14 protein-coding genes and 1 tRNA gene are annotated in these 12,756 nt (G+C 43.8%); 8 read left to right on the top strand and 7 right to left on the bottom strand.

The window, feature by feature from the left end; all coding sequences use genetic code 11:
* Positions 1–119: 119 nt before the first annotated feature.
* From hemA to AOC29_RS00730, 6 genes are all read left to right on the top strand, one after another.
* Positions 120–1,436 carry a glutamyl-tRNA reductase gene (gene hemA, locus AOC29_RS00755; RefSeq protein ID WP_215296164.1) on the top strand — a complete coding sequence of 439 codons (1,317 nt, stop codon included), beginning with the start codon at positions 120–122 and terminating at the stop codon, positions 1,434–1,436.
* On the top strand, positions 1,437–2,516 hold the full coding sequence (gene prfA, locus AOC29_RS00750; RefSeq protein WP_215296163.1) for a peptide chain release factor 1: 1,080 nt from the start codon (positions 1,437–1,439) through the stop codon (positions 2,514–2,516).
* Between the two features lie 17 nt (positions 2,517–2,533).
* Positions 2,534–3,385: a peptide chain release factor N(5)-glutamine methyltransferase gene (gene prmC, locus AOC29_RS00745; RefSeq protein WP_215296162.1), complete on the top strand. Its 852-nt coding sequence runs from the start codon at positions 2,534–2,536 to the stop codon at positions 3,383–3,385.
* A gap of 90 nt (positions 3,386–3,475) precedes the next feature.
* The gene (grxD, locus tag AOC29_RS00740; protein WP_215296161.1) at positions 3,476–3,784 is read left to right on the top strand and encodes a Grx4 family monothiol glutaredoxin; all 309 of its coding nucleotides are present in this window, start codon (positions 3,476–3,478) and stop codon (positions 3,782–3,784) included.
* A gap of 13 nt (positions 3,785–3,797) precedes the next feature.
* The gene (gene rmuC, locus AOC29_RS00735; RefSeq protein WP_215296160.1) at positions 3,798–5,072 is read left to right on the top strand and encodes a DNA recombination protein RmuC; all 1,275 of its coding nucleotides are present in this window, start codon (positions 3,798–3,800) and stop codon (positions 5,070–5,072) included.
* Between the two features lies 1 nt (position 5,073).
* On the top strand, positions 5,074–6,420 hold the full coding sequence (locus AOC29_RS00730) for an MFS transporter (RefSeq protein ID WP_215296159.1): 1,347 nt from the start codon (positions 5,074–5,076) through the stop codon (positions 6,418–6,420).
* A 1-nt stretch (position 6,421) separates the two neighbouring features.
* On the opposite strand, the gene AOC29_RS00725 is transcribed toward AOC29_RS00730, so the two are convergent.
* The 7 genes from AOC29_RS00725 to petA form a co-directional block, all read right to left on the bottom strand.
* Positions 6,422–7,489 carry a hypothetical protein gene (locus tag AOC29_RS00725; protein WP_251370021.1) on the bottom strand — a complete coding sequence of 356 codons (1,068 nt, stop codon included), beginning with the start codon at positions 7,487–7,489 and terminating at the stop codon, positions 6,422–6,424.
* 29 nt (positions 7,490–7,518) lie between these two features.
* Positions 7,519–7,594 (bottom strand) — tRNA-Thr (locus tag AOC29_RS00720).
* A 17-nt stretch (positions 7,595–7,611) separates the two neighbouring features.
* Entirely contained in the window at positions 7,612–8,019 is a 408-nt protein-coding gene (locus AOC29_RS00715; RefSeq protein ID WP_215296158.1) for a ClpXP protease specificity-enhancing factor, read from the bottom strand.
* Positions 8,020–8,046: 27 nt separating this feature from the next.
* Entirely contained in the window at positions 8,047–8,658 is a 612-nt protein-coding gene (locus tag AOC29_RS00710) for a glutathione S-transferase N-terminal domain-containing protein (protein WP_028819209.1), read from the bottom strand.
* Positions 8,659–8,750: 92 nt separating this feature from the next.
* A complete protein-coding gene (locus AOC29_RS00705) occupies positions 8,751–9,524 on the bottom strand; it encodes a cytochrome c1 (RefSeq protein ID WP_215296157.1) in 774 nt (257 codons plus the stop codon).
* Between the two features lie 41 nt (positions 9,525–9,565).
* A complete protein-coding gene (locus tag AOC29_RS00700) occupies positions 9,566–10,966 on the bottom strand; it encodes a cytochrome bc complex cytochrome b subunit (RefSeq protein ID WP_215296156.1) in 1,401 nt (466 codons plus the stop codon).
* A gap of 10 nt (positions 10,967–10,976) precedes the next feature.
* On the bottom strand, positions 10,977–11,579 hold the full coding sequence (petA, locus tag AOC29_RS00695) for a ubiquinol-cytochrome c reductase iron-sulfur subunit (protein WP_215296155.1): 603 nt from the start codon (positions 11,577–11,579) through the stop codon (positions 10,977–10,979).
* Positions 11,580–11,717: 138 nt separating this feature from the next.
* Here petA and mscL point away from each other — a divergent pair, with 138 nt between their 5' ends.
* Together mscL and AOC29_RS00685 are read left to right on the top strand one after the other, a co-directional pair.
* Positions 11,718–12,143 carry a large conductance mechanosensitive channel protein MscL gene (gene mscL, locus AOC29_RS00690; protein WP_215296154.1) on the top strand — a complete coding sequence of 142 codons (426 nt, stop codon included), beginning with the start codon at positions 11,718–11,720 and terminating at the stop codon, positions 12,141–12,143.
* Between the two features lie 80 nt (positions 12,144–12,223).
* Positions 12,224–12,756, top strand: a 533-nt coding sequence (locus AOC29_RS00685) for a lipopolysaccharide assembly protein LapB (protein WP_215296153.1), incomplete at its 3' end; no start/stop codon positions are given.

Genomic DNA, 12,756 nt, shown 5'->3' with positions numbered 1-12,756 from the left:
TGGATCGACCAGGGTAAAAAATCCAGGAAGAAGCCCCAGATAAACCCCCAATTAGCAGAAAAGCCAAAAACCCCATTCTTACCCCCAATAATGACGTCATCAAATCTATAATCACCATTATGAAGTTGTTGACACTCGGCATCAATCATCACACAGCGCCGGTCGCCATTCGGGAAAAGGTCGCCTTTGATCCTGAATTTCTTCAAGAAGCGTTGCACGATCTTCGCCAACATTTGCTTGGGGCGAATCAATCCGGCCTGCCCGAAGCCACCATCCTATCAACTTGCAACCGCACCGAGGTCTATTGCGCCGCCAATGATCCTCATGCTGCCGATATTCTTCACGAAGCGACGTTTGATTGGCTTGCCAAAACTCAGCAGCTTGCCCCAAGCAGTCTTGAACCGCACATCTACTCTCTTCCCCAATCCGATGCCGTGCGTCATGCCTTTAGAGTAGCCTGCGGTTTAGATTCGATGGTGATTGGTGAAACCCAAATTTTGGGTCAGATGAAAGATGCTGTCCGTACTGCAAATGATGCAGGTGTTTTGGGCACTTACCTCAATCAGTTATTTCAAAAAACGTTTGCCGTTGCCAAGGAAGTTCGCGGCTCTACTGAAATTGGCGCGCACTCGATTTCTATGGCTGCTGCATCAGTGCGACTTTCAGAGCGGATCTTTGAAAAAATATCCAATCAAAAAGTTTTATTCATTGGCGCTGGTGAAATGATCACATTATGCGCAACTCACTTTGTTGCTCGTAAACCAAAAAATGTAGCCATTGCCAATCGCACTATCGAACGTGGACAAGAATTAGCAGACTCGATTGCTGAACAAGATATCCAAGCTGAATCCTTCAAGCTTTCTGAACTCCCTAGCCGCTTACATGAGTTCGACATTATTGTTTCAAGCACTGCTTCATCTTTGCCTATCATTGGCTTGGGGATGGTAGAAAGTGCTCTCAAGCAGCGCCGCCAAAAGCCTATGGTGATGATTGATTTAGCAGTGCCGCGTGACTTTGAGCCAGAAATTTCTAGGCTGGGTGATGTGTATCTTTATACAGTTGATGACTTAGGTGTCATGATTCAAACAGGAGCAAGTTTGCGCCAAGCGGCTGTGAGCCAAGCAGAGGCGATCATTGAAGATCGTGTTGGTAATTTTATGCATTGGATGCAAGGCCGTAATGCCGTTCCTATAATTCAAGATATTCAGCAGCAAGGCGAGCGTTTAAGACAACTTGAGTTAGAGCGTGCCATGAAACGCTTAATACGTGGTGATGATCCACAAGAAGTCCTTAATGCAATGGCACAAGGTCTTACCAATAAATTCTTGCATGGCTCACTCCATGCTTTGCAGCACTCAAACGGCGCTGAGCGTGATGCTTTGATTAAATTGTTACCAAAACTATTCGCCTCACATTCCAAACCAGAAGACCATTAGATGAAGCCCAGCATGCGGGCTAAGCTAGATCATCTAGACACGCGCTTAGCCGAACTCAACTCCCTTTTAACTTCTGAAGAAGCAACCAAAGATATGGATGCTTATCGGAAGCTCACGCGTGAGCATTCGGATATTGCAACTGTCGTTGAGCAATTTGGCCTTTACAAACAGGCTGAGGCGGACGCGCAAGCTGCAGAAGAGATGCGCAAAGATCCCGATATGAAGGACTTTGCGGACGAAGAGCAGAAACAAGCTCAATCAACTATGGAAGAGCTTGAGGCAGCACTGCAAAAGCTCTTGTTACCCAAAGACGAAAATGATGAGCGCAATGTGTTCTTAGAGATTCGTGCGGGGACTGGCGGCGATGAAAGTGCTCTATTTGCTGGCGATCTTTTGCGGATGTATACCCGCTTTGCAGAACGTCAAGGCTGGAAAGTGGAAGTAGTCAGTGCAGCTGAATCCGATTTAGGGGGTTATAAAGAGGTTGTCCTGCGCTTGGTAGGTCAATCTGTATACTCGCGCCTGAAATTTGAGTCGGGCGGTCATCGCGTACAACGTGTACCCCAAACAGAGACCCAAGGACGTATTCATACATCTGCTTGTACCGTTGCAGTCATGCCAGAAGCTGATGAACTAGAGGCCGTTAAAATTAATCCTGCCGAATTACGCATCGATACCTTCCGTGCTTCTGGTGCTGGTGGCCAGCACATTAATAAGACGGATTCAGCTGTTCGTATTACTCACCTACCAACAGGCACCGTAGTGGAATGTCAGGACGATCGCAGCCAACACCGCAACCGTGAGCAGGCAATGAAAGTATTGGTTTCACGCATCATGGATGCACGCGAGCGTGAGAAGCATCAGCTCGAAGCACAAACTAGGAAATCCTTGATTGGCTCAGGCGATCGTAGTGACCGCATTCGGACTTACAACTTTCCACAAGGTCGTATTACCGATCACCGCATTAATCTTACGCTCTACAAAATTGATGCCATGATGGATGGCGATATTAATGATCTTTGCAATGCCCTTGCATCTGAGCATCAAGCAGAATTACTTGCCGCTCTTGGTGACAATTAAGCGATAGCATCACTTTCATGAGTCAAGATTTCAGTCTGCGCTCTTTGTTGGGCGCTTCGCCTCTTCCCCTAAATGAAGCGCGCATTCTGATGGCAAATGTACTGGATAAGCACTACCAACTTCCGCGCTCTGCCCTGCTATCGCGTGATGATATGGAGCTGAATGCCAATGCCCTTGAGGACTGGAAAGTACTTGAATTGAGGCGACTAAAAGGTGAACCTATTGCCTACCTCATCGGTAAACGAGGCTTCCACAATATTGAACTACAGGTTGCATCAGGGGTATTGATACCACGACCTGAAACTGAGCTACTAGTAGACATTGGACTTCGTGAGATTGGGCGAATTGAAAATGAGGTTTCCACCCCTAAGTTGCTTGATCTGGGAACGGGTTCTGGCGCGATTGCATTAGCAATTGCTCATGCAGCTCCAGATGCCATCGTTACTGCAACTGATCAGTCTCCTGAGGCCCTCGCAATTGCTAGAGCCAATGCAAAGCAGTTAGATCTTGAATCTAGGGTGCAATTTGCCCAAGGGAGCTGGTATGAAGCCTTGGGAGATATCACCTTGTTTGATGTCATCTTAAGCAACCCTCCCTATATCGCTAACGAGGATCCCCATCTCACTCAAGGCGATCTACGTTTTGAACCCATTTCCGCATTAACCGACCATGCCAATGGGCTCACCTGCCTTGAAGCAATCATTCATGGGGCTTCAAACCACTTAAAATCCATGGGTCTGATTGCCGTGGAGCATGGGTTTGATCAATCAGAGGCGGTGGTCAGCCTGATGAAAGATGCAGGATTGTGCGATATTCAAACCCACCAAGATTTAGCTGGTCATAACCGGGCAGTATCAGCACGAAAATGAGACCTTAAATCACCCTTTTTTGCATTAAGTCTTAAAATCAAACCCATAGCAGGCGTCAAACTATCGTTATCGTTTTTATAGAAAGAATTTATGGATACTCAAGCTCAAATCAAAGAAATCGTTACTAGCCATCCCGTTGTTTTGTTTATGAAGGGTACTGCTCAATTTCCGCAGTGCGGCTTCTCTGGCAACGCCATCAATATTCTTCGCGCTAGTGGCGTTGAAACACTCCATACTGTCAATGTATTGGAAGATGCCGGGATTCGGGAAGGTATTAAGCAATTTGCCAATTGGCCAACAATACCTCAGCTCTATATCAATGGTGAATTCATCGGTGGCTCAGACATCATGTCAGAGATGTTCGAGTCTGGTGAACTTCAAAAATTAGTTAAAGCTTAAATTCGTTTTCCTGGTGACTTTTGATCTAAGTTCCCTTCTACTATTTGGTCTGCCACTCGGATTGTGCGCAGGCCTTTTGGTTTATGTACTAAATTTACGCTCTAGTATTACTAGAGCTGAACTTCAAGCCAAAACAGAAATTGCTTCAGCTCTCAGCCTAAGAGCTGAACGAGATCAAGCATTACAAAACGCCATTCGGCTTGAAGCAGAACTTGATTCAGAACGCAAACAAGGACTTGGACGGATTGAGTCGCTCAATGAAGCTAAAGAAGCACTAACTAGCCAATTCAAAAATTTGGCTAATGAAATTCTGGAAGACAAATCCAAACGTTTCACAGAACAAAACGCTGCTAGCCTTGATGCTCTTTTAAAACCATTGCAAACCAAGCTCACTGAATTCAAAGAGCAAGTTAATACCTCCTATGGGAATGAAGCCCGTGAACGCTTTGCACTCAAAAGTGAAATTGAGCGCCTAGCAAATCTCAATTTACGCATGTCAGATGAGACTCGCTCTTTGACTCAAGCCCTAAAGGGTGACTCCAAAGTTCAAGGCAACTGGGGTGAACTAGTGCTTGAATCCATTCTTGAATCATCAGGTCTTCGTAAAGGCGAGGAATATGTAGTTCAAGATAGCCATACACAAAGTGATGGCTCACGCCTTCAACCTGATGTAGTAATTAAACTTCCCGAAGGTAGGAGTTTGGTGGTTGATAGCAAAGTATCGATTACGGCCTATGCCCGCCATGCAGAAACCACCGATGCAGATACTGCAGAGCGAGAACTGGCTACCCATATTCAATCATTACGTCAGCATATCCAAGGGTTATCTGGAAAGAACTACAGCTCTCTCTATGGCGCAGGATCCGTAGATTTTGTACTCATGTTTGTTCCCATTGAGCCTGCGTTCTTGCTAGCCCTGAAAACTGCGCCAAACTTATATCAAGAAGCGCTTGCCAAAAATATTGTGTTGGTATGCCCAAGCACTTTAATGGCTACTCTGCGAACAGTGGCCCATCTCTGGAGGCAGGATCACCAAAACCGCAACGCTTTAGAGATTGCAAAACAATGCGGCAGTCTCTACGACAAGTTTGTAGGATTTGTAGAGGATCTCGAGAAACTCGGTCAGCGATTGGACCAGGCTCAAACTAGCTACCACGATGTCTTTAATAAACTGAAGACTGGCAAAGGTAATTTGATTCGCTCTGCAGAGAGAGTGCGTGAACTCGGCGTTAAACCCAGCAAAAATCTATCCGCCCCCCTAATAGAATCTTCATCAGATTCTGAATAAATTGAACAATCTTAAAAAGATAGAAGAAGTAAGAGCTTCACAGCATTACAGAAAGGTGGCTATTGCCGCTTGTTTTGGGACTTTTCTAGAGTGGTACGACTTCCTAACATTTGCAACCCTAGCAGTTGTTCTTGGTCCTTTATTTTTTCCCTCCAATGACCCTAATACGGGTCTTTTAGCCAGCCTTGCAACTTTTGGGGTTGGAATGGTAGTAAGGCCTATTGGATCAGCCATATTTGGGTCTTTGGGGGATCGCATAGGCCGAAAACCGGTCTTTATGATCACAATTGCCTTAATGGGTATAGCAACCGTAAGCATAGGCTTTTTACCGACCTATGCCCAAATTGGCATTTGGGCGCCCATACTTTTAGTTGGCTTACGACTACTTCAGGGGCTCTCTGCTGGGGGTGAAATTGGTGGCAGTGCCGTCTATCTCACAGAACATGCGGGCAACGAAAACCGAGGGTTCAAAACAAGTTTTTTACAACTAATGGGGCCATTGGGGATCTTAGTATCGACAATGCAAATTGCCTCCCTTCAGCAATGGCTTTCACCAGAAGAATTTCAGGCATGGGGTTGGCGCGTGCCGTTTTGGATTTCGATATTGCTGCTGCTTATTGCATTCAAAGCACGTATGGCTCTTGAGGAAACCCCCATATTTTTAGAGCTCAGTAAAAATGTTGAGAAAAATGAATCACAGCTAATCAATAATTTCAAAGATCCAGAAATACGCAAGAGAATGATTTTGTTATTTTTTTGCATATCCTCTAGCGGAGCAATTTTATTCTTTTGCGTTCAGGTTTACACAGCGATTTTTTTGAAAATATCTGTAGGACTAAATCCAGCATTAGTTGATCAATTCAGCATCTTCGCTACCATCGTGCTTTTTCCTCTAACAATCTTTGCCGGATGGCTTTCGGATCGAGTTGGCCGAAAGCCCATTATTTTGAGCGGTATTATTCTTGGAGTAATTTTTATACAACCCGCCTTTCAATTACTTCAGGTCTTGGGCAATCTATATATTCAGTCTCCGGCTTTCAGTTCACTACTGGGAATAGGAGCAATATTGATGGTACTTGCGTTATCCCTTGGACTAGTAGTGGGGCCACAGACTGCACTCTTGGCAGAACTATTTCCAGCTAAAAATCGTAACAGTGCCGCAACTCTTCCACATAATTTAGCTGCTGGCTGGATTGGAGGACTATTACCACTAATTGTGATGTGGATCAATCAAAAATTGGCGAGTAGTATTGCCGGCCTCTGGTATCCAACACTATTTTTAGCAGCTAGTGCGATTATTGCGTTCTTATATCTGCCTGAAACAAAAAAAATCGTACTTCTTCGCTAAGCTAATTATTGATATAACTTTCGCGATAAGCTGCGTATTTTTTTCTGAAGCGTTTTGTTTGAATAACTGCCATATCCAAAGGACTTATTTGGATTTTTTCTACTGGCAATACCCGCTCATCTAGAAAAACTGATGCAAACTTTTTCATAACAACTGGCGGGGAAAAATCAAGGGAGTAACAATCCCAATCTTGTTTTTGATACCAAGACTTATCAAAATCTAAAAAGATTTTTTGAAGCTCCCTAGGCCCCCTATACAAGATAGCTTTTTTTCCTAGAACATCAATATGATTTCGTTGCGGTGAAAGCGCATATGTAATTACTGGCTTATTATGTATTGAGAATTCGCCGCAAGCCAAACCAAAACTCTCACCAATGCCGCGAGCATGAATCATAGCATCGCAGGTGTTAATGAAGCTAGATTTATATAAAGGATCAGAATTGCCTGGCAAAAAAATTGCTCGGGGATGATCGATATTCATAAAAAGAAAGAAAGTGTGAGGACTTTGGGCCAGCACTTCAGCAATTGTTGATCTTACAAATCCAATATTGAAACTATCGCTCCCTCCATAGCACCCGAAGATAGTCGAATGCCCCGAAATACCTAAACTATTTTTTAGCGAGGGTCCATTTAAAGGCAAGGTAATCATATGGGGTACAAATGGAATCTTTCCATTTGAACATTCATTACTAAGCCACTTCGATACAAATGCATAAATATCGCCGTGTATCTCTCGCAATTTCTGGGGAAAGACTGCATGAATCAAGTTAGGAATATTGGCAACCGAATAGTTATCACACTCTCCAGACTTAATTAAGTACATCGCATCGATCGAGTGTTTAGCAACTGAAGATTGAATGTCATTCAATTGATCATAGGGAATCAATCGAAATTTTGACTGAAATTTTTGTAAAACTGTTGATTGCATATGCTCCGAGCGGCGATCATAGAAGACAACCGACTCTTTTCCTAAAATTTTTTGATTCTGAAGGGCGTAATCAAAGATGGCTACATGAGTGCCTCGAAGAGACATTAAGCCTGCATCAAATCCGATTTTGGTATATGACATCTAGATAATTTTAAATGCCAGAAATTGGATGGTGCCCCTTGTCCGACTCGAACAGACCACCTACTGATTACAAATCAGTTGCTCTACCAGATGAGCTAAAGGGGCAATGGCACTATTTTAGCCTATTTCACAATCTTCAAAGACGGTCTGGCAGTTTTTGGCTTTTCAAGCACATTATCTGATGAGCCTGCAGCCTGCAAATCTCTAATCTGGGATGGATCAAACGGGAATGACATTCCCTGGCCGCTCTCCCTAGCATAAATTGCCAAAATATGGCTCACAGGTACCATAATCTTCTTTGGAATACCCCCAAACCTAGCCTGGAAACTAATCCAATCATTTTCCATTTCTAGCTGATGGCAGGCCTCTAGGGAGAGATTTAAGACAATCTCGTCATTCTTAACAAACTCCATGGGCACCTCAACGCTAGCATCTACAAACACAGCTATGAAAGGTGTAAAACCAAAATCCGTACACCACTGATGTAGAGCACGGATTAGGTAGGGTTTGTTACTTGGGATGCCAGACATTCTGAGCAAAATGAACCGCTAGCAAATTTAGCGGCGCATGACCTTTTCGGAAGGGGTCAATGCCTCGATGTAAGCGGGTCTACTAAAAATACGCTCAGCGTATTTCAATAGAGCGGCGGCATTACGAGAAAGATCAATGCCATAGTGTTCGAGACGCCATAATAATGGGGCAATAGCGACATCTAGCATGGAGAACTCATCGCCCAACATGTACTTATTCTTTACGAAAATTGGCGCTAACTGAGTTAAACGATCACGTATGGCTAAGCGAGCTTTTTCATGAGTTTTTTCAGCAGCTTTCCCTTTTTCGTTTTCCAAAGCAGCCACGTGGACAAACAACTCTTTTTCAAAATTAAAGAGAAAAAGGCGTGCGCGTGCGCGTGCTACAGGATCAGGAGGCATCAACTGTGGATGAGGAAAACGCTCATCAATATATTCATTGATGATGTTTGATTCATACAAAATTAAATCGCGCTCAACCAGAATGGGAACTTGACCATAAGGGTTCATCACTGAGATATCTTCTGGTTTATTAAACAAGTCGACATCACGGATTTCAAAATCCATACCTTTTTCAAAAAGCACCAAACGGCAGCGTTGCGAGAATGGGCAATTAGTACCCGAGTACAACACCATCATAAATTTATTTCCTTAAATTTCAACTTCAATACAACAAACGCATGACAACTAGCGGCTTTAACTGAAAGATGGGAATCTAGCACCATCTATTTTTAGTGGATATCTTTCCAATAAGCTTTATTTAAGCGCCAGGCTAAGATGGTGAAGATTGCCAAAAACAAGAGAGCCACCACGCCAAGGCGCTTGCGCTCAAGTTGAACAGGCTCAGCCATCCAAGACATGAATGCGACCAAATCAGCAATATTGTCGTCATACTCTTGCGGCTTCATCGTCCCCGGAGTTAACTGCTCAAAGCCAATGAATACTTTTTCCATTCTGCTCTCGTCATGAGGATCTTTGCGCTCCTCAAACTTAGCAGCACGCTCACCTTGCAACTGCCAGAGCACATGCGGCATACCTACGTTTGGATACACCATATTATTCCAACCGGTTTGAGTAGTGTCATCTTTATAGAAAGTGCGAAAGTAGGTATAAAGCCAATCAGTACCCCGCGCACGAGCCTCAACAGAGAGATCTGGCGGCGTCTTGCCAAAATAAGCCTTACCTTCTTTTGGCGTCATTGCAATGGCCATTAAATCGCCAACCTTTGCATCAGTCAAAATCAAGTTGTCTTTAATTTGTTGATCGGTCAAACCAATATCGCGCAAGCGGTTATAACGCATGCTCGCAGCTGCATGGCAGTTCAAGCAGTAGTTAACAAATATCTTCGCACCATTTTGCAAAGAGGCATTGCTACTGACACGGTTAGGGGCAGTATCCAATGGGAAGCCACCTTCATTTGCATTGGCGTTAAGACTAAAGCCAAGGGCGGTAACCAATACCGTTACTTGGCAGATGCCCATCAAAGTTTGCAGAATTCGTTTCATACTAGTTCCTAATTTCTCTTAGCTGATATCTCAAGCGTGAATTAATGGGACTCAAAAGTTACGCGGTCTGGAACTGGCTTAAATGTGCCAAGCTTGCTCCAGAAGGGCATTGCCAAGAAAAAACCCAGATAATAAATCGTGCAGATCTGAGATATCTTTTCAAAGATAGGTGATGGTGGCTGAATACCTAAATAACCCAAGATTACAAAAGTCACAACAAAAATGCCATAGATGTATTTATGAAACTGTGGACGATAGCGAATCGACTTCACAGGAGAATGATCTAACCATGGCAAAAAGAACATAATCACGACTGAGCCGCCCATGATGACCACACCCCAAAATTTTGCGTCAAGCGCGTAGAAGCCGGCAGCCAAAACCACTGCAATAGCAGCACAAATACCTTTGATTTTGATATCTTTGGCGCTCATAGCAAACGTTCCAAGAATGACAGCTAAGAAGATCCATAAAGGCAATAAGAAGTTAGTCGTTGTTGCGCGCAACATTGAGTAGAAAGGCGTGAAATACCATACCGGTGCAATATGCGTTGGGGTCACAAATGGATTTGCTGGTATGAAGTTATTCGCCTCTAAGAAATATCCGCCCATTTCCGGAGCAAAAAATACGATGCAAGCAAACACCATCAAGAAGCCACCCAGATACATTACATCGTGTACGCTATAAAAAGGATGGAATGGAATACCATCAACAGGGTGCCCATTCGCATCCAGCGTATTTTTAATTTCAACGCCATCTGGATTATTAGAGCCTACTTCATGTAGCGCAAGAATATGAGCAGCAACCAAGCCAATCAATACCAAAGGAATCGCAATCACATGGAATGCAAAGAAGCGATTAAGGGTAGCGTCACCCACAACATAATCGCCCCGCAACCATAACGATAGGTCTGGACCAATAAGTGGAATTGCAGAGAACAAGTTAACGATTACTTGAGCACCCCAATATGACATTTGTCCCCACGGGAGCAAGTAGCCAAAGAAAGCTTCGCCCATCAAGCACAAGAAAATCGCACAACCGAAAATCCAAATGAGCTCACGTGGCTTGCGATATGAACCGTAGATCAAGCCGCGGAACATATGCAAATAAACCACTACGAAGAACATTGAAGCACCAGTGGAATGCATATAGCGAATCAACCAGCCCCATGGCACTTCGCGCATGATGTACTCAACAGACTCAAATGCTTTTGCAGCATCAGGCTTGTAGTTCATGACCAAGAAAATACCAGTAATAATTTGGATCGCCAAAACCACGATGGCTAAAGCTCCAAAGATGTAGAAAAAATTCAGATTCTTCGGAGCGTAATACTCACTCATATGCCGCTTAAATGCATCAGTAACGGGCAAACGGGAGTCAACCCATGCCAATACCTTCTGGGCTAGAGGAGCGTTTTCTGGGACTTGTTTTTCTTGAAATGCCATTTATCTCTCCTTAGGCCTTCTTGTCATCGCCAACCAGAATCTTGGTATCGCTCAAGTACATATGTGGCGGAACTTCAAGATTATCAGGGGCTGGTTTGTTTTTGTAGACACGGCCTGCCATGTCAAAGGTCGAGCCATGACAAGGGCAAAGAAAACCGCCTGGCCAAGTATTTGGTAAAGAAGGCTGTGCGCCTGCTTCAAATTTAGGCGTTGGAGAGCAGCCTAAGTGAGTGCAAATGCCCACTACTACCAAATACTCAGGCTTGATTGAACGCCATTGATTTTGGGCGTAAGAAGGGGTAAATTGAGCTGGATCACGCAATGAATCTGGGTCAGCTAACTCACCATCAATTTTGGATAATTCAGCAACCTGCTCTGGGGTTCGACGCACAACCCATACTGGCTTACCGCGCCACTCAACCATGCGCATTTCATCTGGCTTCATGCCAGTAATATCGATCTCAACAGCAGCTCCAGCGGCTTTAGCACGCTCGGAAGGCTCAAAACTGTCTACAAAAGGGTAAAGGGCTGTTGCTGCACCTACGCCACCTACTGCGGATGTGGCGATCAGCCAATTGCGACGATCCTTGTCCATACTGGGCTTGTCACTCATTTACAAAATTCCTAGAAAGGGTATTTAGGGGTGGAAATTACTTAAACCTAGCATTTTAAAGTAAAAAGTGGGGTAAGCAAGAAAGTTATGGGGTTAATCTTGGGTTAATTAGTTTTCAACCAAAAAAAGGGGGCATCTATGAGTGTTTTAAAGGAATTTCGGGACTTTGCAATCAAGGGTAATGTGATCGATTTGGCCGTGGGTGTCATTATTGGTGGCGCTTTTGGAAAAATCGTGGATTCCCTGGTAAATGACATCGTTATGCCTGTCTTTTCAACTCTTTTAGGAGGCCATATTGACTTTACCAATCTCTTTCTTATTCTTGGGCGCGTCCCAGAAGGGGTGCCAAGAACTTTTGATGCGCTCAAAAAAGCGGGGGTGCCGATTTTTGCCTATGGCAACTTCATCACGATTTCAATCAACTTTGTTCTTCTGGCATTTGTTATCTTTCAAATGGTGAAAGTAGTAAATAAGATCCGCATCATGGATGCACCATCATCAGCACCACCAACCCCCGAAGATATTATTCTGTTAAGAGAGATTCGAGATGGCCTGAAGAAATAGCTTAGTTGCAAAATTCTCATAATGCCAATGCAACTAGGCTAAGAGGATAATCGTATTCATTCAAATCTCTGCTAATGCTCATGAATACTCTTGAAGAATCAACATTGCTCACACTTGCGCATCAATACATGAATGTCAGAAATTCTGACCTTGCTAAAAAAACCTTGTTAAAAATTCTTCAAAAAAATCCCGACTCTTCAAAAGCCAATGAACTTCTAGCTTATTTGGAAGGAGGCACTGGGAATATTAACGTTGCAATTGAACTACTGACTATTGCATGCGCTCAAAAAAACTGCTCCTCAGAGGCCCTCTATAACTTAGGCAAATATTATGTTGACTCTGAAGAGCCTCTTAAGGGACTTTCTTTACTAAAAAAATCTATTTCTAAAAATGTCCATTTTTTTGAATCTCACCACTACTTAGGCCTGGCTTACGCAAAAGGTTTTGATTACGAAAACGCCATTAATGCATTTAAAAAAGCTGTCTCTGTCAACCCAGCATCAACTGAGTCTCTAAATAATCTCAACAATTGCCTTACCGCCCTCCATAAAAATGAGGATGCCCTCCCTTTTATCCTCAGAGCCTGCGAACTAGAGGGGGGTAACGCCATTTA

The organism is Polynucleobacter sp. JS-JIR-5-A7, from assembly GCF_018687935.1.
Taxonomy (GTDB): Bacteria; Pseudomonadota; Gammaproteobacteria; order Burkholderiales; family Burkholderiaceae; genus Polynucleobacter.
Note: the sequence above shows the minus strand (reverse complement) of the source record. Positions and strands in the feature narration are given on the sequence as shown.

Coding starts and splice junctions, on each gene's coding strand:
- hemA (WP_215296164.1), top strand. CDS start 120: ATGAAGTTGTTGACACTCGGCATCAATCATCACACAGCGCCGGTCGCC.
- grxD (WP_215296161.1), top strand. CDS start 3,476: ATGGATACTCAAGCTCAAATCAAAGAAATCGTTACTAGCCATCCCGTT.
- mscL (WP_215296154.1), top strand. CDS start 11,718: ATGAGTGTTTTAAAGGAATTTCGGGACTTTGCAATCAAGGGTAATGTG.
- AOC29_RS00725 (WP_251370021.1), bottom strand. CDS start 7,489: ATGTCATATACCAAAATCGGATTTGATGCAGGCTTAATGTCTCTTCGA.
- AOC29_RS00710 (WP_028819209.1), bottom strand. CDS start 8,658: ATGATGGTGTTGTACTCGGGTACTAATTGCCCATTCTCGCAACGCTGC.
- AOC29_RS00715 (WP_215296158.1), bottom strand. CDS start 8,019: ATGTCTGGCATCCCAAGTAACAAACCCTACCTAATCCGTGCTCTACAT.
- prmC (WP_215296162.1), top strand. CDS start 2,534: ATGAGTCAAGATTTCAGTCTGCGCTCTTTGTTGGGCGCTTCGCCTCTT.
- AOC29_RS00700 (WP_215296156.1), bottom strand. CDS start 10,966: ATGGCATTTCAAGAAAAACAAGTCCCAGAAAACGCTCCTCTAGCCCAG.
- AOC29_RS00705 (WP_215296157.1), bottom strand. CDS start 9,524: ATGAAACGAATTCTGCAAACTTTGATGGGCATCTGCCAAGTAACGGTA.
- petA (WP_215296155.1), bottom strand. CDS start 11,579: ATGAGTGACAAGCCCAGTATGGACAAGGATCGTCGCAATTGGCTGATC.
- prfA (WP_215296163.1), top strand. CDS start 1,437: ATGAAGCCCAGCATGCGGGCTAAGCTAGATCATCTAGACACGCGCTTA.